A 20,954-nucleotide genomic window follows, 5' to 3' on the forward strand; every position below is an offset into this window, starting at 1 on the left:
GAGCGGGGCGGGCGGACAAAACGGCCGTTATCTTATAGCAAAACGGCGACCAGAGGCCGCCGTTTAGTGCATTGCGCACGTTTTTAAGCCACAGGTGCAGGCTCAGGTGCCACGGCCGGTTTTGGCAGCGACGACAGGAACGCCATGATCAACGCCGCCACATACGGCAGCGATTGCACCAGCAGCATCACCACCCAGAAACGTATGTCATTGCTCGGCAGGCCCTGCACCAGGTAGATCCCCAGCGCCGCGCCCCACAACAGCAGCATGATAAACATTTCTTCGCGGGCTTCGGAAATCGCTACCCAGAAGCCGTGGTTATCCGCGTTTTTCGGTGTACGAAAGAACGGAATGCTGGTGGTGAAGAAACCATACAGCACCGCCTTGGCGATGGTGTGGGACAACGCCAGGCCAGCCAGGGCGGCGCAGAACGCATCCTTGAGGTTCACACCTACCGCGCGGCGGTAGAGGAAGATGATCTTGCCCACCTTGAACACGAACAACGCCAACGGCGGGATCGCGAAAATCAACAGCGGCGGGTCGACCCGGGTCGGCACGATGATCATCGCCGCCGACCACAACAGCGCGCCGACGGTGAAGAAGATGTTCATGCCGTCCGCCACCCACGGCAACCAGCCCGCGAGGAAGTGGTAGCGCTGGCCACGGGTCAGCTCGGTGTCTTTGCCGCGCAGCAGGCTGGCGGTGTGGCGCTTGATGATCTGGATCGCGCCATAGGCCCAGCGGAAGCGCTGTTTCTTGAAGTCGATAAAGGTATCCGGCATCAGGCCCTTGCCGTAGCTGTCGTGGTAGTACGCCGCCGACAGGCCTTTCTCGAATACCCGCAGGCCCAATTCGGCGTCTTCGCAGATGCACCAGTCGGCCCAGCCCAGTTCCTCGAGCACCGAGCGACGGGTCATGGTCATGGTGCCGTGCTGGATAATCGCGTCGCGGTCGTTACGGGTGACCATGCCGATATGGAAGAAGCCTTTGTATTCGGCGTAGCAGAGCTTCTTGAAGGTACTTTCGTTCTGATCGCGGTAGTCCTGCGGCGACTGCACCACGGCGATTTTCGGGTCGGCGAAGTGCGGCACCATGTGCTTGAGCCAGTTCGGCGACACGCAGTAGTCCGAGTCGATCACCGCGATCACTTCGGCATCCTTGGCGGTGTGCGGGATCAGGTAGTTCAGTGCACCGCCCTTGAAACCGGCCAGGGGTGCGACGTGGAAAAACTTGAAGCGCGGGCCCAGGGTTTCGCAGTAGTCGCGCACCGGTTCCCATACCGCCGGGTCCTTGGTGTTGTTGTCGATGATCAGGACTTCGTAGTCCGGGTAGTCGAGGGCCGCCAGGGCGTCGAGGGTCTGTTTGACCATCTCTGGCGGCTCGTTGTAGCACGGCACATGGATCGACACTTTCGGGCGGTAGTCCGATTCCCCTTCCACCGGCAGGAATTCACGCCGGCGCTTGTGGGTCCATACCGCTTCCGCCAGTTCGTGGGCTTCGGTCAGCAACACAATGAACACGCCCAGGGCGCCCAGGGCCAACAAGATGCCGACGGTCACGCTGAACCAGGTGCTGTATTGCTGGCTGTAGTCGTAGCCGATCCACACCAGTACCGAACCACAGAGGAACGCGATAAAGGTCAGGAAGGTGCGGCCACGCTGGCGCAGGGATGAGCCGTCGATCATCAGCAGGGTCAGGGACAGCAAGGCGAGCACCACCGAGCCGATCGCCAGGACGCGCCACTGCGGGATTGCCACCACCGGCCCTTCGAAGTTGAATTTCTGCTGGCGCGCGGCGTTGTACACGCCCCAATACGCGCCGGCCGAGCCTTCGTCGCTGACCTTCCACGGCTGGTCGAAGGCCTCGATCACGAAGTAGTTGTAGCCCTGGCGGTTCAGCTTGTTCACCAGCGTACGCAGGTAAATGGCCTGGTCTGCGGGGGACGTTTCATTCCCGCCGCGCATACGGCCGTTACTTGGCCAACCCACTTCCGACAACAGCAGCGGCTTTTTCGGGAACAGTTTCTTCAGGTCCCTGGCACGGTCGAGTACGTACTGGCCGGCCTTGTCCATCGGGATGTATTCCCAGAACGGCAGGATGTGAGCGGCGATCAGGTCGACGTGCTTGGCCAGTTGCGGGTTCTTTTCCCAGATATGCCATTGCTCGGAGGTCGTCACCGGTACTTTCACGGCGCTGCGTACCCGGTCCAGCAACACGATCAGGGCTTCAGGCGTGATCTCTTCACGGAACAAGGCTTCGTTACCGACCACGACCCGCACGACACTGCGCGAGCTGTTGGCGATCTCGATGGCCCGCTGGACTTCGCGCTCGTTACGCTCCAGGTCCGGGCTGATCCAGATCCCCAGGGTTACGCGCAGGCCGAACTCTTCGGCCAGCTTGGGAATGTCCCCCAGCGTGCCGTCGACCGAGTAGGTGCGGATGTTATCCGTCAGCTTGCTCATGATCTCCAGATCGCGCCGCATCTGCTCGTCGGTGGGGTACTGGTCTTTTTGCGGGTACTGGCCTTGCTGGAACGGCGAGTAGGAAAAACCGGAGATCTGTTCGGGCCAGTTGGGAGCAGTGACCGGGCGGTTGATCAGCGCCCAGAAGCCGGTGAACAGCGCGGCAATTGCCAGCACTATCACCAGGTTGAGTCCAAATTTACGCGATGCCATGGTTATGTCGGGTTCCAAAGGGTGTGGAACGAAAAGAGGTGTCGGCCTGCACCGAACGGCGCGCATCCTACACCGGCCTTTCCCTGACCGTACAGCAAGCCGAGAAAAACCGGACATTGGGCAGCGAAAGTACATCTAAGTTCTTAACTTGTAGCTTGTAGCTTAAAACTTGTCGCTGCGTAGCCCTATAATGCGCGCCGGTTTTTGGGGTAATGGTCATGAGTACAGAAGATCCGCGGTTTGCAGGCGTCGCCCGCTTGTATGGCATTGAAGGCCTGGAGCGCTTGAAAGCGGCCCATGTGGCGATCGTCGGCGTCGGCGGCGTCGGCTCCTGGGCGGCGGAAGCCATGGCCCGTTGCGGAGTGGGCGAGATTTCGCTGTTCGACCTGGACGACGTCTGCGTCAGCAACAGCAACCGCCAGTTGCACGCCTTGGACAGCACCGTGGGTAAGCCCAAGGTCGAGGTGATGGCCGAGCGCCTGCGCGCGATCAACCCGGATTGCACGGTGCATGCGGTGGCGGATTTCGTCACCCGCGACACCATGGCCGAGTACATCACGCCCACTATCGACTGCGTGATCGACTGCATCGACGCGGTTAACGCCAAGGCCGCACTGATTGCCTGGTGCAAGCGCCGCAAGATCCAGATCATCACGACTGGTGGCGCCGGTGGGCAGATCGACCCGACGCTGATCCAGGTCTGCGACCTGAACCGCACCTTTAATGACCCCTTGGCGTCGAAAGTGCGCTCCACCTTGCGCCGTGACTACGGCTTTTCCCGCACCGTGACCCGCCATTACAGCGTGCCGTGCGTGTTTTCCACCGAGCAACTGCGCTACCCCAAGCCGGATGGCAGCATCTGTTTGCAGAAGAGTTTTGTCGGTGATGGGGTGAAGCTGGACTGCGCCGGCGGGTTTGGCGCGGTGATGATGGTGACGGCGACCTTCGGCATGGTCGCGGCGACCAAGGCGGTGGACAAGATTGTGGCCGGGGTGCGCAGGCCTTCGGAGCGGGTCAAGCCCGCCTGAGTCTCAGAACGTTACACGGTTCAAATGTGGGTATGACTGAGTTCGCGCATGCGCTGCAGGACTGCATTCAGCCCATTGCTGCGCGACGGCGACAGTTGACGGGAAAGCCCCAGCTGATTGAACCAATCCGGCAAGTCGACCGCCTGCAACTCGTCCGCCGACAGCCCATTGACCCGCGCCAGCAGCAATGCCACCAAGCCACGAATCATCCGCGCATCGCTGCTCGCGGCGAACTGCCAGTGGCCATCGTGCAAGCGCCCCACCAACCACACCAGGCTCTCACAGCCCTGCACCAGGTTGGCATCGACCTTCTCCTCGTCCGCCAATACGGGCAGACGTTCACCCCACTGCATCAGCATTCGCGCGCGCTGTTCCCAACTGCCGACTGACTGGAAGGCCTCCAGCGCAGCTACCGCATCTACCGGCAGGCTCATCGCAGCATATCCAGCGCCCGGTCCAGCGCTTCAAAGAAGTGTTCCAGGTCATCGGAGTCGTTATACAGCGCCAGGGAGACACGGATCGCCCCCGACAAGTGCATCGCCTTGAGCAGCGGCATCGCGCAGTGATGGCCGGCGCGTACGGCAATGCCTTGCTCGGTCAGCAGGTGTGCGAGGTCGGCATTGTGCACGCCCTCGACCACAAAACTGACCAGCGCCGCCTGCGGCGAGCCCAGCACACGGACGCCATTGCGCGCATTCAGCCCGCGCAACAGGTAGTCATGCAGGGCCGCTTCATGGGTGAGAATCGCCTGTGGGTCCAGCGAACCCAGGTAGTCCAGAGCCGCGCCCAGGCCGATCACGCCGGCAATCGGCGGGGTGCCGGCTTCGAACCCCAGCGGTGCCGGGCGGAAGCTGGCGCTGTGGTAGTCGGCCTGTTGCACCATCTCGCCACCGAATTGCCAATGGCGCAGGTGATGCAGGGCTGCGTGGCTGCCGTACAGCACGCCGACGCCGTCCGGACCGTACAGCTTGTGGCTGGAAAACACATAGAAGTCGCAGCCCAGGGCCTGCACGTCGTGGCGGCCGTGGACGATGCCTTGGGCGCCATCGACCACGGTCAGGGCACCGTGGGCCTGGGCCAACGCCAGCAAGGCCGGCAACGGCTGCCAGGTGCCAAGGACGTTGGACAGTTGGCTCACCGCCAGCAGGCGCGTACGCGGGCCGATCGACTCGGCGGCGGCTTGCAGGTCGATCACGCCGTCATCGCCGAGAGGCAATACCACCAGGGTGAGCGCGCGACGCTTGGCCAGTTGCTGCCACGGCAACAGGTTGGCGTGGTGTTCCAGGGCGCTGATGACAATCTCATCGCCCGCATTGAATAAGTGCTCAAGGCCATAAGCCAGGAGGTTCAGCGCTGACGTCGCGCCGTGGGTGAACACGATTTGCCCGCTGTCACCTGCATTCAACCACTGCACAACCTTGCTGCGACTGTCCTCGAAGGCCTGGGTCGCATGGGCACCCGGCAAATGCTGGGCGCGGTGCACATTGGCGGCGCCATTGGCGTAGTAATGGCTGATGGCATCCAGCAGGGCCTGGGGTTTTTGCGTCGTCGCGGCGTTGTCCAGATAAGTCTGGTCTTGCCGTTGAAGGGTGGCGATGGCCGGAAAGTCGGCGCGCCAGGGGGAGGGCACAAGCATGGTGTTCAAGACTCGTATAAGCGGGCCCCAGGGTCGGGGCCCGCCAGTGGCATCGAGTGGCTGCTTAGTTGTGAGCGTGCAGCGCTTCGTTCAGTTCGATGGCCGATTTGTGGGTTTTGCACTCCACGGCACCGGTCTCGGAGTTACGGCGGAACAGCAGGTCCGGTTGGCCGGCCAGCTCACGGGCCTTGACCACCTTGACCAGTTGGTTCGACTCGTCCAGCAGCGCAACCTTGGTGCCGGCGGTGACATACAGGCCCGATTCCACGGTGTTGCGGTCGCCCAACGGGATACCGATACCGGCGTTGGCGCCGATCAGGCAGCCTTCGCCGACCTTGATCACGATGTTGCCGCCGCCCGACAGGGTGCCCATGGTGGAGCAACCGCCGCCCAGGTCCGAACCCTTGCCGACGAACACGCCGGCCGATACACGGCCTTCGATCATGCCCGGGCCTTCGGTGCCGGCGTTGAAGTTGACGAAACCTTCGTGCATCACGGTGGTGCCTTCGCCCACGTAGGCGCCGAGGCGAATACGCGCGGCATCCGCGATACGCACGCCGCTCGGTACCACGTAGTCGGTCATTTTCGGGAACTTGTCCACCGAGAACACTTCCAGCAACTCGCCACGCAGGCGGGCTTCCAGTTGGCGTTCGGCCAACTCGTTGATGTCGATCGCGCCCTGGCTGGTCCAGGCCACGTTCGGCAGTTGCGGGAACACACCGGCGAGGCTCAGGCCGTGTGGCTTGACCAGGCGATGGGACAGCAGGTGCAGCTTGAGGTAGGCCTCCGGGGTGGACGTCAGTGCGGCGTCTTCGGCCAGCAAGGTGGCGACCAGCGGCGTGTGGCTTTCAGCCAGGCGGCTCAGCAGGGCGGCCTGGGTGGCGTCGACGCCTTTGAGCGCGTCAGCCAGTTGCAGGGCCTGGGCGACGGTGAAGGTGATCGCCTGGTTGCCTTCGCTGTAGCCGAGGATCGGCGCGATGGCGGCAACGATTTCAGCCGATGGGTTGAGCAGGGGTTGTGCGTAAAACACTTCCAGCCAAGCACCTTGGCGGTTCTGAGTGCCGACGCCGAAGCCCAGGCTGAACAGGGAATTGGACATGCTGTTACCTCTACAAAAATGGAAGGGCTGGCCTACTTGAGGGCCGCCGAATAACTATCTGGCTTGAAGCCAATCAGGGTTCTGTCGCCGAGATCAAGCACCGGGCGCTTGATCATCGAAGGTTGTGCGAGCATCAATTCAATGGCTTTCGACTGATCGAGATCGGCTTTGCGTTCGTCTTCGAGTTTGCGAAAGGTGGTGCCCGCACGGTTCAAAACCACCTGCCAACCGTGCTCGTTGCACCATTGGGTCAAGTGTTCGCGGTCGATACCGGCCGTTTTGTAGTCGTGGAACTCATAGCTCACCGCGTGCTCGTCGAGCCAGGTGCGCGCCTTTTTCATGGTGTCGCAGGCTTTGATGCCGAAAAGGTGCAACGTTTTGCTTGAAGCGGTCAAGGAATTGCCCCCCCTGCTTTACTGATGCAAGTGCCAATGAAAATGAAAGGTCACGGATTATGCCACGCCCAGAGATTTTGGGTGCCGCTCGTCAGCAGCGTGCGACTTTTGTGCAAAAGCCAGCGCGCAGCATAGGCCGGTAAGATAGCCGGGTAATATGGCACTTCAACGGCCAGTTGTTGCCTGATGTGTGTCGTTGCAAGCCGATCGTCCGGGAAACCCGCGTTATGCAAACCGCCTACACCGTTCTTATCCTGCTGATGCTGGTCAGCGTTTCGCGTCTGGTCGGACGTGTCATCCCCCTGCCGTTACCCCTGGTGCAGATTGCCGCCGGCGCCTTGCTGGCCTGGCCCACGCTGGGACTGCATGTGGCGCTGGACCCGGAGCTGTTCCTGTTTCTGTTCCTGCCACCGCTGCTGTTCTCCGATGGCTGGCGCATGCCCAAGCGCGAATTGTGGCGCCTGCGTGGGCCGATCCTGACACTCGCCGTCGGGTTGGTGCTGTTCACCGTGGTCGGTGCCGGCTACTTCATTCATTGGTTATTGCCGACGATCCCACTGCCGGTGGCCTTCGCCCTGGCGGCCGTGTTGTCGCCCACCGATGCCGTGGCCGTGTCGGCAATTGCCCAGAACCGCTTGCCGACGCCGCTGATGCATATGCTCCAGGGCGAAGCGTTGATGAATGACGCCTCGGGCCTGGTGACCTTCAAGTTCGCCTTGGCGGCCGCGTTGACCGGTGTGTTCTCGTTGGCCGATGCCAGCCTGACCTTTGTCTTGGTGGCCTTGGGCGGCCTGGCGGTGGGGGTGGCGCTGAGTTGGCTGGTCGGCCGCCTGCGCGCCTGGATGATTGCCCGGGGCTGGGATGACCCGGCAACGCATGTGGTGTTCATGTTGCTGCTGCCGTTTGCGGCCTACGTGTTGGCCGAACGCCTCGGCGCCTCGGGCATCTTGTCGGCGGTCGCGGCGGGCATGATGCAAAGCTGGCTCGACCTGCTGCCTCGCCAGACCAGCACGCGCCTGCTCAATCGCAGCGTCTGGTCATTGCTGGAGTTTGCCTTCAATGGCCTGATCTTCCTGCTGCTGGGCCTGCAATTGCCGGACATCATCAAGGCCGTGGCCAGTCATGAGCCGACGCTGTGGCCCACCTTGTTGTATCGCTGCCTGGATGTGATTGCGATTTTCCTGGTGTTGGTGGTGCTGCGTTTTATCTGGGTGCAGAGCATCTGGCGCCTATCGGGTTTGCTCCGGCGACTGCGTGGGAAAAGTGAGTTGACCCTGGTGCCCACTGCGCGTTCCTGCTGGCTGTTGACCGTGGGCGGTGTGCGCGGTGCGGTGACCCTGGCCGGTGTAATGTCGGTGCCATTGCTGTTGGTGCCAGGCCAGGATTTCCCCGAGCGCGACCTGCTGATCTTTATCGCAGCGGGTGTGATCCTGCTGTCACTGATCGCCGCCTGCATCGCCCTGCCGCTGCTCTTGCGGGGCGTTGAAAAAAGTCCGGACGAAAAGCGCCATAACGAAGTGCGCGAGGCCTGGAAAAAAACCGCCGTGGCGGCTATCCATGCCCTGGAGGCGGAAGAGCCCGTGGAAACAACAACCCAGGACGCCGCCCAGGCCGCGCTGGCCACTGAACTCAAGGCGCGCCTGATGTCGGAATATCGCCATCAGCTGGAGGTTTACAACGATTCAGCCGAGGCCCAGGCGCTGGCCCAGCAAATGGATCAACTGGAGCGAAAGTTGCGGCTCAAGGCGCTGCGCGCGCAGCGGTTGGAGTTGTACAGCTTGAGCCGTCATCACCAGATTGGTGATGACGTGTTGCGAGAGGTGCTGGCAGAGTTGGATATGAGTGAGGCGAATTTGGGGCCCGTGAAGTAAAAGTGGTATTACGCAGTGGGAGGGCGATCAGGTTTGATTAATATCTTCATCAACGTATAAATGAGTTGCCCCGCAGGCGTGCTGTCCTGCGGATAAAGCAATTGAATAAAATGCTTATCACCCTCTGATAATTGCAACGGTTTAGGGATTTCGTTTGGACTTTTCAATCGCGGCCTGGAGAAATTGTAGTGCATGATTGATTTTTCATCGTAAGGCGAAGTTTTCACGGCGCTGCGATGTGATTTCCTGAGGATGTCGTGGTAAGCCTCACCTCGTGTTTTATTTCGGGATTCGTAATCTTTGTAAACTTCATCGTCATCAAATACCAATGTCCGATCCGGGTGCTGGTGTTCATGCCTTAAACCCAGCGCATGACCAAACTCATGTACCACCTGCGCTTCAATACGTTCCGGCGAACTGCCGAAGCCAATACTCATCGTCGGTTCAGAGGGAGAGGCGTTTTTTGCGTCCGTTCCAACATACGACCAGCCTGCAGTGCTCGTGTTGTTTGCGGTAATTCTGATATCGCCCTGCGCTGTATCGACGAACTTCAAGTGCAGGTTTGTGTGAGGCGTCCATTTTCTTATATTGGCTTTTACCAGCGTCTTCTGCGCGTCCGTCATATCCAGCAACGCTATCTTCAGGACTGAATGCTGTGGCCAGAGTTTGTCGGGGGTGGCGATGCCACGTTTATGCCGGGTGGGATTTGATTCGGGCGTCGTAAAGGCGGCTGTATTGTATGGGGAAGTAGCGGGAGGCAAGTTGCAGACGGTCATGTCTTCTCTCCATCAAAAGTAAAAAGCCAGGCAGCCATGAACGGCACGGACTGCCATTGGCATCATTGTTGGCTGCTGCTTTTGGTGGGTGAGAGACGCAGGCGTGTTCCCGTTCAAAGGGTTGCTTGATCTTTCTTTGAGTTGGCCGCTCCGGAACGCGCGAGCGGCCCTTGGGATCAGCGACGACGCTGAATGAAGTCCCGAATTCGCTCAGCCGCTTCCACGCACTCGGCAAGCGGTGCAACCAGCGCCAGGCGCACACGGCCAGCTCCGGGGTTGACGCCATCCACTTCCCGGGACAGGTACGAACCCGGCACCACGGTCACGTGTTCCTCCACGAACAAATCGCGGCAGAACGCGGCATCATCGCCTTGCACATTCGGCCACAGGTAGAAGCCGCCGTCCGGGGCCTGTACGTCCAGCACCGGCTTGAGGATCGCCAGCACGGCATCAAACTTCTCGCGGTACAGGTCGCGGTTGGCCTGCACATGGGCCTCGTCCTGCCAGGCCGCAATGCTTGCCAGCTGGGTTTGCACCGGCATCGCACAGCCATGGTAAGTGCGGTACAGCAGGAAACCCTTGAGGATCTCGGCGTCGCCCGCGACAAAACCGGAGCGCAGGCCTGGCAGGTTGGAGCGCTTGGACAGGCTGTGGAACACCACGCAACGCTTGAAGTCCTGGCGGCCCAGCTCGACGCACGCGCTGAGCAGGCCCGGTGGCGGGGTTTGTTCGTCGAAGTACAGTTCGCTGTAGCACTCGTCGGCAGCGATAACGAAGTCATATTCGTCGGCCAGGGCGATGAGTTTTTTCAGGGTGTCGACCGGGATCAGTGCACCGGTCGGGTTGCCGGGGGAGCACAGGAACAGGATCTGGCAGCGTTTCCAGATGTCCGGCGATACTGCGTCGAAATCCGGGTTGAAGCCGTTTTCATCCAGGCATGGCAGGTAGTGCGGCTTGGCCCCGGCCAGGAACGCGGCGCCTTCGTAGATCTGGTAGAAGGGGTTCGGGCTGACCACCAGCGCGTCGTCGCCCCGGTTGACCACGGTCTGGGTGAAGGCGAACAGCGCTTCACGGGTGCCGTTGACCGGCAGGATAGTGCGCGCCGGATCCAGCCAGCCCTTGGGTACGTCGAAGCGGCGTTCGCACCAGGCGCCAATGGCCTCGCGCAGGGCCGGGATGCCCAGGGTGGTGGGGTAGACCGCCATCTGGTCGAGGTTGTTGGCCAGGGCATCGGCAACGAACTGCGGCGATTTGTGCTTGGGTTCGCCGATGGACAACGCGATCGGGCGCTTGTCCGGGTTCGGCGTGACGCTGCCCAGCAGGGCGCGCAGCTTTTCGAACGGGTAGGGCTGGAGCTGGTTCAGGGCGTTGTTCATCGGTGGATCTCGTGCAAGGCGTTAAAAACTGGGAGGGGAGCGGTGGGCCGCTCCTGGTATCAAATCGTCAGGCGCGTCAGCTCGACACCGGGTTCCTGGGTCACGCTCAACTGCTGCACGATCGCCGCCTGCAAGCGCAGGCACAGCTCCGGGTCGGACAGCGGCTGGTTATCGGCATCGGTAATAAAGAACACGTCCTCCACGCGCTCGCCGAGGGTCGCAATCTTGGCGTTCTGCAGTGACAAATCGAATTCAAGGAAAATGCCGCCGATCCGTGCCAGCAGGCCTGGCCGGTCCGGCGCGCTGAGTTCCAGCACGGTCACCGGGCGCTGCGCATCGTTGGAAATGGTCACCTGGGGCGCAAAGGCAAAGTGCTTGAGCTGACGCGGTACCCGGCGCTGGATGATCGTCGGGTAGTCGTCGGGGTTACGCAGGGCTTCGGTCAGGCCTTCGCGGATCTTTTTCACCCGCGCCGGGTTATCGCCGATGGACTCGCCTTCGGTGTCGAGCACGATATAGGTGTCGAGGGTGAACTGGCTGCTGGAGGTGATGACCCGTGCGTCGTGGATGTTCAGGTTGAGCTGGTCCATGGCCGCCACGGTCACGGCGAAGAAGTCGTGCTGGTCGGGCGCATAGATGAAGATCTGCGTGCCGCCTTCGAATTCGCGCTGGGTGGTTTCCTTGATCAACACCAACGGGCCGCCATCGGCCGGCTGTTGCAGGATCGCGTCGCTGTGCCAGGCGACATCGCCGGCGGTGTGGCGCAGGAAGTAATCGTCCCCCAATTGCGACCACAACTGCTCGACATCGTCCGGGTCGTTGCCGCCGCGCACCAGGATGTCCAAGGCGGCGCTTTGGGTGCGGCGGATTTGCTCTTCGCGGTCCACCGGGTTTTCCAGGCCACGGCGCAGCGCGCGCTTGGTCTCGGTGTAGAGCTGGCGCAACAGGCTGGCGCGCCAGGAATTCCACAGGGTCGGGTTGGTGGCGTTGATGTCGGAAACGGTCAGCACGTACAGGTAGTCGAGGCGGGTTTCATCGCCGACGATCCCTGCGAAGTCGTGGATCACCTGCGGGTCGGACAAGTCCTTGCGCTGGGCGGTGGTCGACATTACCAGGTGGTTTTGCACCAGCCACACGATCAGGCGGCTGTCCCACAACGGCAACTGATGGCGTTGGCAGAACGCCTCGGCATCGACCGCGCCGATTTCCGAGTGGTCGCCATGCCGGCCCTTGCCGATGTCGTGGTACAGGCCGGCCAGGTAGATCAACTCCGGCTTGGGCAGCTTGGCCATGAGCTTGCTGGCCAGCGGGAATTTCTCTGACACCTGGGTGTACTGCAACTTGCGCAGGTGCTTGATCAGGTTGAGGGTGTGGGCGTCCACGGTGTAGATGTGAAACAGGTCGTGCTGCATCTGCCCGACGATAAACCCGAACTCCGGCAGGTAACGCCCGAGGATGCCATAGCGGTTCATGCGCCGCAGGTTGCGATGGATGCCGATCTTGCACTTGAACAGTTCGATAAACAGGCTGGTGTTGCGAATGTCGTTGCGAAAGTCGTCGTCGATCAGGTGACGGTTTTCCCGCAGCAGGCGGATGGTGTCGGCGCGTACGCCCTTGATTTCCGGCTGCTGGGCCATCAGCACGAAGATTTCCAGCATGGCGAACGGAGTGCGGCGGAACACGTTGTCGTTGCGTGCCTCGATATAGCCGTCGTGCAGTTGGAAGCGCGAATTGATCGGCTGCGGCGGTGCTTCGTCTTCCGGAGCGAGGATCACTTCTTCGAAATGCTGGATGATCAGGTCGCTGAGCTGGGCAATGCTCATGACCACCCGGTAGTACTGCTGCATGAAGCTTTCGATGCTGGTCTTCGCGTCTTCACCTTCAAACCCCAGCAGGGTGGCGATGGAGCGCTGGTGGTCGAACAGCAGACGATCTTCGGAGCGCCCGGCGAGCATGTGCAGGGCGTAGCGCACTTTCCACAGGAACTCCTGGGACGACGCCAGCAGGGCGTTTTCGCTCTCTACCAGGAAGCCTTCGCCGGCCAGGGCGCGCAGGTTCAGGGTGCCGTATTGGCGGCGCGCTACCCACAGAATCGTCTGGATGTCGCGCAACCCGCCCGGCGAGCCTTTGACGTTGGGTTCGAGGTTGTATTCGGTGTCGTTGTACTTGTGGTGCCGGGCCTTCTGCTCCGCACGCTTGGCCAGGAAGAAATCCTTGCTCGGCCACATGTGCGCGGTGCTGGTGACTTCGAGCATGCGCTGGCGCAGGCGCTCGGGGCCGGCGATGGTGCGGCTTTCCATCAGGTTGGTGATGACGGTCAGGTCGGCGCGGGCCTCTTCGGCGCACTCATCCACCGAGCGCACGCTCTGGCCGACTTCCAGGCCGATGTCCCACAGCAGTGTCAGAAAGCGCTCAATGGAATCGCGAAAGATCTCATGGTCGGCGCTGTCCAGCAGGATCAGCAGGTCGATGTCGGAGTAGGGGTGCAGCTCGCCCCGACCGTAGCCGCCGACCGCTACCAGGGCAATATCGGCGTCTTCGCTCCAGCTGAACTGTTCCCAGGCTTTTTGCAGGATGTTATCGACGAACCAGGCGCGGTCTTCGATCAGCCGGCGGATGTCCCGGCCGCTGCGAAAGCGCTCGTCGAGCACCTCGCGGGCCTGGCGGATCGCCTTTTTGAACGCGGCGATGGGGCTCGCTTTCAGTGCCAGCTCGGCCTGGAACTGGCCACGGTCGAAGAGTTCGGGATCCACCTGGGGCATTGATCGGCTTTCCTTTCTATCTATCAGTCAGTCACAACACAGTTTGGGAAAACCTTGGCAGCCCTTCACGCCGAAACGCGTGGGATCGTGTCGTCGGCGCGCAGGGTGAAGATCTCGTAGCCGGTCTCGGTGACCAGCAGGGTGTGTTCCCACTGGGCCGAGAGCTTGCGGTCCTTGGTGATGGCGGTCCAGCCGTCGCCCAGCACCTTGGTGTCGGCCTTGCCCTGGTTGATCATCGGCTCGATGGTAAAGGTCATGCCTGCCTTGAGCTCCATGCCGGTGCCGGCGCGGCCGTAGTGCAGGATCTGCGGTTCTTCGTGGAAGACCGTGCCGATACCATGGCCGCAGAATTCACGCACCACCGAGAAACCGTTCTTTTCGGCATGCTTCTGGATCACTTCACCGATGTCGCCCAGGCGGCAGCCAGGCTTGACGATCTCGATGGCCTTGTACATGCATTCCTGGGTGACCTGGGACAGGCGCTCGGCCCACACCGGCACGGTGCCGACGTGGAACATGCGGCTGGTGTCGCCGAAGTAGCGGTCCTTGATCACGGTGACGTCGATGTTCAGGGTGTCGCCGTCCTTCAACGGCTTGTCGCCCGGAATCCCGTGGCAGACCACGTGGTTGACCGAAGTACAGATCGACTTGGGGAAGCCCTTGTAGTTCAGCGGCGCAGGAATGGCGCCCTGCACATTGACTATATAGTCGTGGCAGATCTGGTTCAGGGTTTCCGTGGTAACGCCGGGCTTGACGTGTTCTGCAATCATTTCCAGCACGTCGGCAGCCAGTTTGCCGGCAATGCGCATGCCGGCGATGTCTTCGGCGGTTTTCAAACTAACGGTCATACAGGCTCTCTCTAGCGCGATGCGCTGAAATCAATACGGTTTACGGGCGTGCGACAAAAGGTTGCAGAATTCGCACAAGCGCCAAAAAACGCGATTCTAACAGACGCGGGCCGCAAATCATGAGCCCCCGACGATCGCTTCTCTCTATCAGATGGGGTTATATCGGCTCTATTCAAAGGGTTGCGTACACGTCGCCCAGGCCAAATGTGATTGCGTGTTTCGTTTTCGCCCTTCGTGTGGTATAAAATGCGCCGCTTTCCGGGGATACCCCGAAAAGCTTAAATCCACACACGTGTCGACACGATGACCTGGGTGCCGGAGGCCTTGATGCCGCTGGTTGGTCATTGGGATACGTGGAGGCCAAACCCGACTTATTAAGGAACTATCATGTCCCAAGTCAACATGCGCGATATGCTGAAGGCCGGTGTGCACTTCGGTCACCAGACCCGTTACTGGAACCCGAAAATGGGTAAATACATTTTCGGCGCGCGTAACAAGATCCACATCATCAACCTTGAAAAAACCCTGCCAATGTTCAACGAAGCTCTGACTTTCGTAGAGCGCCTGGCCCAGGGCAAAAACAAGATCCTGTTCGTCGGCACCAAGCGTTCCGCTGGCAAGATCGTTGCTGAAGAAGCAGCACGTTGCGGTTCGCCGTACGTCGATCACCGCTGGTTGGGCGGCATGCTGACCAACTTCAAAACCATCCGTGCTTCCATCAAGCGTCTGCGTGACCTTGAAGTGCAGGCCGAAGACGGTACTTTCGCCAAGCTGACCAAGAAAGAAGCGCTGATGCGCACTCGTGACCTGGAAAAGCTCGATCGTTCCCTGGGTGGTATCAAGGACATGGGCGGTCTGCCTGACGCACTGTTCGTTATCGACGTTGATCACGAGCGCATCGCGATCACCGAAGCCAACAAGCTGGGCATCCCTGTTATCGGCGTAGTCGATACCAACAGCAGCCCGGAAGGCGTTGACTACATCATCCCAGGCAACGATGACGCCATCCGCGCTATCCAGCTGTACATGGGTTCGATGGCTGACGCTGTCATCCGTGGTCGCAACCACGTTGCTGGTGGTACCGAGCAGTTCGTTGAAGACGCTCCGGTAGCCGCAGCTGAGTAATTGACGCCCTGGCGTTGACTCAGTAAGCAAAAAGGGGGCTTGGCCCCCTTTTTGCCACCTCGAAAACCATTTGTCAGCAGCGCAGCTACATCACCTGTAACGTGCAGCGGCTAACAAGGGTGGTTCGGGAAGAATTGATCCCCCGTTCGATCGGGTGGAATGGTTGAAAACCTATCCAAGAGGAATTTGAAAATGGCAGCAATTACTGCAGCGTTGGTTAAAGAACTGCGTGAGCGTACCGGCGAAGGCATGATGGATTGCAAGAAAGCCCTGGAAAAGGCTGACGGCGACATCGAAAAAGCCATTGATGACATGCGTGCTTCCGGCGCCATCAAGGCTGCCAAGAAAGCAGGCAACGTGGCTGCTGAAGGCGCTATCGCTCTGAAAGAAGACGGCAAATCTGCTGTTCTGCTGGAAGTGAACTCCCAGACCGACTTCCTGGCCCTGCAGGACGACTTCAAGGCATTTGTTGCTGCCAGCGTTGAAAAAGCGTTCGCCGACAAGCTGACTGACGTCGCTCCGCTGATCGCCGCTCAAGAAGCTGATCGCCTGGTACTGGTCGGCAAGGTTGGCGAAAACGTCAACATCCGTCGTCTGGTACGCGTTGAAGGTGATGTTGTCGGTGGTTACCTGCACGGCAACAAGATCGGTGTTGCAGTGGTCCTGAAGGGCGGCAACGTTGAGCTGGCCAAAGACATCGCTATGCACGTAGCGGCCAGCAACCCTGAGTTCCTGCTGCCTTCGGAAGTTTCTGCCGAAGCGATCGAGCGTGAAAAAGCTGTGTTCCTGCAGCTGAACGAAGAAAAAATCAAAGGCAAGCCAGAAAACATTGTTGAGAACATGGTCAAGGGCCGTATCAGCAAGTTCCTGGCTGAGGCAAGCCTGGTTGAGCAGGCGTTCGTCAAGAACCCTGAAATCAAGGTTGGCGAACTGGCCAAGAAAGCCGGTGCTGAAATCGTTTCCTTCACTTACTTCAAGGTAGGCGAAGGCATCGAGAAGCCGGTCGACAACTTCGCTGAAGAAGTTGCTGCCCAGCTGGCTGCCGCCAAGCAATAAGACAGTTTTTAACTGTCGCCCGAAAGAGGCTGCCCGCTCACGCGCGCAGCCTCTTTTCAAATGGGCAGGCCGATTTAATTTGGCTTACCCTCGGAACTGGCTTACAAAGCCGTGTTCCGATGGCGCTGTGAGAGCGTCCAGCTAGAGTGATCGCAAGCCGTAAACGGCTCGCCAAGAATTTTTTAAAAATACGCCGCAGGAGAGATTCGCAATGGCTCAGCAGGGCAGTGGTTATCAGGCTCGCTATAAACGCATTCTACTCAAGCTTAGCGGCGAGGCCCTGATGGGCTCGGAAGAGTTCGGGATCGACCCCAAGGTACTCGACCGCATGGCGCTGGAAGTCGGCCAGTTGGTCGGCATCGGCGTACAGGTCGGCCTGGTGATCGGTGGCGGTAACCTGTTCCGCGGCGCGGCACTGAGTGCGGCCGGCATGGATCGGGTCACCGGCGACCACATGGGCATGCTGGCCACTGTGATGAACGCCCTGGCCATGCGTGACGCCCTGGAGCGTGCCAATATCTCGGCTATCGTGATGTCGGCTATTTCCATGGTGGGCGTGACCGATCACTATGATCGTCGCAAAGCCATGCGCCACCTGAACGCCAAAGAGGTGGTGATCTTCGCTGCCGGTACCGGCAACCCGTTCTTCACCACGGACTCGGCTGCTTGCCTGCGCGCCATCGAGATCGATGCCGACGTGGTGCTCAAGGCGACCAAGGTAGATGGCGTGTACACCGCAGACCCATTCAAAGACCCGCATGCCGAGAAGTTCGATCATCTGACCTACGATGAAGTGCTGGATCGCAAGCTGGGCGTGATGGACCTGACGGCTATTTGCCTGTGCCGCGACCATAAGATGCCGCTGCGCGTATTTAACATGAACAAGCCCGGTGCCCTGCTGAATATCGTACACGGCGGCGCGGAAGGGACTCTGATCGAGGAAGGCCAACAATGATCAACGAAATCAAGAAAGACGCCCAAGCGCGTATGCAGAAATCCCTGGAGTCTCTGAGCCACGCATTCGGCCAGATTCGTACCGGCAAGGCGCACCCGAGCATCCTGGGCAGCGTGATGGTGCCCTACTATGGCACTGATACCCCGCTGAGCGGCGTGGCCAACGTTACTGTAAAGGATTCGCGCACCCTGCAAGTCGTGGCCTTCGAGCGCAACATGCTCGCTGCAGTCGACAAGGCCATCCAGAGCGCCGGCCTGAACCTCAACCCCACCAACCTGGGTGAGTTGCTGCTGATCTCCATGCCGGCCCTGACTGAAGAAACCCGCAAGGGCTTCACCAAGCAGGCCCGCAGCGCGGCTGAAGATGCACGGGTTGCAGTGCGTAACATTCGTCGTGATGCCTTGGGCGAGCTGAAGAAACTGGTCAAGGACAAGGAAATCAGCGAAGACGAAGAGCGTCGTGCCGTCGCCGATATCGACAAGCTGACCAAGGAAGCCGAGGCGAAGATCACCCAGGCAACCGACGAAAAAGAAAAGGACCTGATGGCCGTATAAGGGGTCAGGACGCCTTCATGGAAAAGACCAAGCAGACTGTGCCCTCCGTGGTGCCGCGCCATGTCGCGATCATCATGGATGGGAATAATCGCTGGGCGAAGAAACGCTTTATGCCGGGTGTTGCCGGGCATAAGGCGGGTGTCGATGCGGTGCGGGCCGTGATCGAGGTGTGTGCCGAGGCCAAGGTCGAGGTATTGACCTTGTTCGCGTTCTCCAGTGAAAACTGGCAGCGACCCGCCGAAGAAGTCAGTGCCTTGATGGATCTGTTCTTCAAGGCGCTGCGTCGTGAGGCCAAGCGCCTGAATGACAACAACATCAGCCTGCGCATCATCGGCGACCGCTCGCGCTTCCACCCGGAACTGCAGGCGGCCATGCGTGAAGCCGAGGCGATCACTGCCGGTACTGACCGCTTTGTGCTGCAAATCGCCGCCAACTACGGTGGCCAGTGGGACATTGCCCAGGCTGCGCAGCGACTGGCCCGCGAAGTGCAGGCCGGTCACCTGCGGCCGGACGACATCACGCCTGAACTGTTACAGACCTGCCTGGTGACCGGCGACCTGCCGTTACCTGACTTGTGTATCCGTACCGGTGGTGAGCATCGCATCAGCAATTTCCTCTTATGGCAATTGGCCTATACCGAGTTGTACTTCTCCGACCTGTTCTGGCCGGACTTCAAACACGATGCCATGCGCACTGCGCTGGCCGATTTCGCTTCCCGTCAGCGTCGCTTCGGTAAAACGAGTGAGCAGATCGAAGCTGGGGCCCGGGTTTAAATGCTTAAACAACGAATCATCACCGCACTGATACTGTTGCCGATTGCCTTGTGCGGGTTTTTCCTGCTGGATGGCTCCGGCTTTGCGCTGTTTATCGGCCTGGTGGTAACCCTGGGTGCCTGGGAATGGGCGCGATTGGCAGGTTTCAACGCACAGTTGCCGCGTGTGGTGTATGCCCTTGTGGTGGCGGTGCTGCTGTTTCTGATGCACACCCTGTCGAGCATCATCGTGCCTTGGGTGTTGGGGGCGGCGGTGCTGTGGTGGGCGCTTGCGACCTACCTGGTGCTGACTTTTCCGCGCAGCAGTGGCCAGTGGTCCAGTGTCGCCAGCAAGCTGGTGATTGGCTTGCTGATTCTGTTGCCCGCCTGGCAAGGGCTGGTGGAGATCAAGAATTCGCCCATGGGTAACTGGTTGATCATGGCGGTGATGGTGCTGGTCTGGGGCGCAGATATCGGTGCCTACTTCTCTGGTCGTGCATTCGGCAAGCGCAAGCTGGCGCCGGCAGTCAGTCCGGGCAAGAGTTGGGAAGGCGTGTATGGCGGCCTGGCGTTGACGCTGGCGATCACCCTGGCGGTGGGGCTGGTGCGCGACTGGTCGGCGAAGGAAATCTTCCTGGCCCTGCTGGGCACGGCCATCGTCGTATTTATCTCGGTGGTCGGTGATCTCACAGAAAGCATGTTCAAGCGCCAGGCCGGGATCAAGGACAGCAGCAACCTGCTGCCGGGTCATGGCGGGGTGCTGGATCGTATCGATAGCCTTACCGCAGCCATCCCGATCTTTGCCGTGCTGTTGTGGATGACCGCTTCGTGAGCCGCCTGCAACAAGTGACCGTGCTGGGTGCAACCGGCTCGGTAGGGTTGAGCACCCTGGATGTGATCGCTCGTCATCCTGACCGCTATCAAGTGTTTGCCCTGACCGGGTTCACCCGCCTCAGCGAACTGCTGGCACTGTGCGTGCGCCACGTGCCGCGCTTTGCCGTGGTGCCCGGGCGTTCGGCGGCACGGAGCCTGCAGGATGATCTGCGGGCTGCCGGGCTGGCCACTCAGGTGCTGGTGGGGGAGGAGGGGTTGTGCCAGGTCTCGGCCGATGCCGAGGTGGATACGGTGGTGGCCGCTATTGTCGGTGCGGCCGGCTTGCGTCCGACCTTGGCTGCCGTGGATGCGGGCAAGAAAATCCTGCTGGCCAACAAAGAAGCGCTGGTGATGTCCGGCGCGCTCTTCATGCAGGCGGTGCGCAAGAGCGGCGCCGTATTGCTGCCCCTCGACAGTGAACACAATGCGATCTTCCAATGCATGCCCGGCGACTTTGCTCGTGGCCTGGGCCAGGTGGGTGTGCGTCGGATTCTGCTGACCGCGTCGGGTGGTCCTTTCCGGCAAACTCCTTTGGCGGAGTTGGAGCAGGTGTCTCCGGACCAGGCGTGTGCTCATCCTAACTGGTCGATGGGGCGCAAGATCTCCGTCGACTCGGCAAGCATGATGAATAAAGGCCTGGAGTTGATCGAGGCGTGCTGGTTGTTCGATGCGCGACCGGAGCAGGTCGAGGTGGTGATTCACCCGCAAAGTGTGATTCATTCGCTGGTCGACTACGTGGATGGCTCGGTATTGGCTCAATTGGGCAATCCGGATATGCGCACCCCGATCGCCAATGCCCTGGCCTGGCCGGAGCGAATCGATTCCGGCGTGGCGCCACTGGATCTGTTTGCCATTGCCCGCTTGGACTTCGAGGCGCCGGACGAGCAACGTTTTCCGTGCCTGCGTCTGGCACGTGAGGCCGCGGAGGCGGGTAACAGCGCGCCGGCGATGCTCAATGCGGCGAATGAAGTGGCCGTGGCGGCGTTTCTCGAACGGCGCATCCGCTTTCCGCAGATCGCGAGTATCATCGAGGACGTCCTGGGTCTTGAGCCCGTGGTCGCGGTGAACGACCTCGGCGCGGTATTCGAGGCGGACACCAAGGCACGCGCTTTGGCCGAACAATGGTTGAACCGCAACGCGCGTTAGTCTTGTGGGCGCGATTGAGCCCTGGGGC

Annotated in this window: 18 protein-coding genes; 9 read left to right on the top strand and 9 right to left on the bottom strand. The window is 60.5% G+C overall.

From position 1 onward, the window contains the following. Positions 1 to 83: 83 nt before the first annotated feature. Positions 84 to 2,675, bottom strand: coding sequence for a glycosyltransferase (locus BB029_RS07735; RefSeq protein WP_065938763.1), 2,592 nt, complete (start codon positions 2,673 to 2,675; stop codon positions 84 to 86). A gap of 218 nt (positions 2,676 to 2,893) precedes the next feature. Here BB029_RS07735 and tcdA point away from each other — a divergent pair, with 218 nt between their 5' ends. Continuing rightward, the gene (tcdA, locus tag BB029_RS07740) at positions 2,894 to 3,703 is read left to right on the top strand and encodes a tRNA cyclic N6-threonylcarbamoyladenosine(37) synthase TcdA (RefSeq protein ID WP_065938764.1); all 810 of its coding nucleotides are present in this window, start codon (positions 2,894 to 2,896) and stop codon (positions 3,701 to 3,703) included. A gap of 20 nt (positions 3,704 to 3,723) precedes the next feature. Here tcdA and BB029_RS07745 read toward each other — a convergent pair whose 3' ends face one another. The 4 genes from BB029_RS07745 to BB029_RS07760 all read right to left on the bottom strand — a co-directional run bounded on the left by BB029_RS07745 (position 3,724) and on the right by BB029_RS07760 (position 6,779). Continuing rightward, positions 3,724 to 4,137: a SufE family protein gene (locus BB029_RS07745; protein ID WP_065938765.1), complete on the bottom strand. Its 414-nt coding sequence runs from the start codon at positions 4,135 to 4,137 to the stop codon at positions 3,724 to 3,726. After that, positions 4,134 to 5,339, bottom strand: coding sequence for an aminotransferase class V-fold PLP-dependent enzyme (locus BB029_RS07750; RefSeq protein WP_065938766.1), 1,206 nt, complete (start codon positions 5,337 to 5,339; stop codon positions 4,134 to 4,136). The genes BB029_RS07745 and BB029_RS07750 overlap by 4 nt, the downstream gene beginning before the upstream one ends. Positions 5,340 to 5,403: 64 nt before the next feature. Continuing rightward, positions 5,404 to 6,438, bottom strand: coding sequence for a 2,3,4,5-tetrahydropyridine-2,6-dicarboxylate N-succinyltransferase (gene dapD, locus BB029_RS07755; protein ID WP_027604485.1), 1,035 nt, complete (start codon positions 6,436 to 6,438; stop codon positions 5,404 to 5,406). A gap of 32 nt (positions 6,439 to 6,470) precedes the next feature. Beyond that, positions 6,471 to 6,779, bottom strand: a complete 309-nt coding sequence (locus tag BB029_RS07760; protein ID WP_231982825.1) for an arsenate reductase — start codon at positions 6,777 to 6,779, stop codon at positions 6,471 to 6,473. Positions 6,780 to 7,060: 281 nt separating this feature from the next. Between BB029_RS07760 and BB029_RS07765 the strand changes: the two genes are divergently transcribed. Further along, complete coding sequence (locus BB029_RS07765) at positions 7,061 to 8,704, top strand: Na+/H+ antiporter (RefSeq protein WP_065938767.1); 1,644 nt, start codon at positions 7,061 to 7,063, stop codon at positions 8,702 to 8,704. Between the two features lie 8 nt (positions 8,705 to 8,712). On the opposite strand, the gene BB029_RS07770 is transcribed toward BB029_RS07765, so the two are convergent. The 4 genes from BB029_RS07770 to map form a co-directional block, all read right to left on the bottom strand. Further along, entirely contained in the window at positions 8,713 to 9,480 is a 768-nt protein-coding gene (locus BB029_RS07770) for a M57 family metalloprotease (RefSeq protein WP_065938768.1), read from the bottom strand. A gap of 176 nt (positions 9,481 to 9,656) precedes the next feature. Continuing rightward, entirely contained in the window at positions 9,657 to 10,856 is a 1,200-nt protein-coding gene (gene dapC, locus BB029_RS07775; protein WP_065938769.1) for a succinyldiaminopimelate transaminase, read from the bottom strand. 59 nt (positions 10,857 to 10,915) lie between these two features. After that, a complete protein-coding gene (locus BB029_RS07780; RefSeq protein WP_065938770.1) occupies positions 10,916 to 13,618 on the bottom strand; it encodes a [protein-PII] uridylyltransferase in 2,703 nt (900 codons plus the stop codon). Positions 13,619 to 13,683: 65 nt separating this feature from the next. Next, on the bottom strand, positions 13,684 to 14,466 hold the full coding sequence (gene map / locus BB029_RS07785) for a type I methionyl aminopeptidase (RefSeq protein WP_012722594.1): 783 nt from the start codon (positions 14,464 to 14,466) through the stop codon (positions 13,684 to 13,686). A 387-nt stretch (positions 14,467 to 14,853) separates the two neighbouring features. On the opposite strand from map, the gene rpsB reads away from it, so the two are divergent. The 7 genes from rpsB to ispC all read left to right on the top strand — a co-directional run bounded on the left by rpsB (position 14,854) and on the right by ispC (position 20,926). Next, positions 14,854 to 15,591: a 30S ribosomal protein S2 gene (gene rpsB, locus BB029_RS07790; protein ID WP_065938771.1), complete on the top strand. Its 738-nt coding sequence runs from the start codon at positions 14,854 to 14,856 to the stop codon at positions 15,589 to 15,591. Positions 15,592 to 15,783: 192 nt separating this feature from the next. Then, on the top strand, positions 15,784 to 16,647 hold the full coding sequence (tsf, locus tag BB029_RS07795; protein ID WP_027604480.1) for a translation elongation factor Ts: 864 nt from the start codon (positions 15,784 to 15,786) through the stop codon (positions 16,645 to 16,647). 211 nt (positions 16,648 to 16,858) lie between these two features. After that, complete coding sequence (gene pyrH, locus BB029_RS07800) at positions 16,859 to 17,602, top strand: UMP kinase (protein ID WP_003172271.1); 744 nt, start codon at positions 16,859 to 16,861, stop codon at positions 17,600 to 17,602. Then, positions 17,599 to 18,156, top strand: coding sequence for a ribosome recycling factor (frr, locus tag BB029_RS07805; RefSeq protein ID WP_027604479.1), 558 nt, complete (start codon positions 17,599 to 17,601; stop codon positions 18,154 to 18,156). The genes pyrH and frr overlap by 4 nt, the downstream gene beginning before the upstream one ends. A 17-nt stretch (positions 18,157 to 18,173) precedes the next feature. Further along, positions 18,174 to 18,929: a polyprenyl diphosphate synthase gene (uppS, locus tag BB029_RS07810; protein WP_027604478.1), complete on the top strand. Its 756-nt coding sequence runs from the start codon at positions 18,174 to 18,176 to the stop codon at positions 18,927 to 18,929. Next, positions 18,930 to 19,739 carry a phosphatidate cytidylyltransferase gene (locus BB029_RS07815; RefSeq protein ID WP_065938772.1) on the top strand — a complete coding sequence of 270 codons (810 nt, stop codon included), beginning with the start codon at positions 18,930 to 18,932 and terminating at the stop codon, positions 19,737 to 19,739. It abuts the gene before it with no gap. Then, on the top strand, positions 19,736 to 20,926 hold the full coding sequence (gene ispC / locus BB029_RS07820; protein ID WP_065938773.1) for a 1-deoxy-D-xylulose-5-phosphate reductoisomerase: 1,191 nt from the start codon (positions 19,736 to 19,738) through the stop codon (positions 20,924 to 20,926). Before BB029_RS07815 ends, ispC begins: the two co-directional genes overlap by 4 nt. Positions 20,927 to 20,954 lie beyond the last annotated feature (28 nt).

This window comes from Pseudomonas sp. S3E12 (assembly GCF_001702295.1).
GTDB lineage: Bacteria > Pseudomonadota > Gammaproteobacteria > Pseudomonadales > Pseudomonadaceae > Aquipseudomonas > Aquipseudomonas marginalis.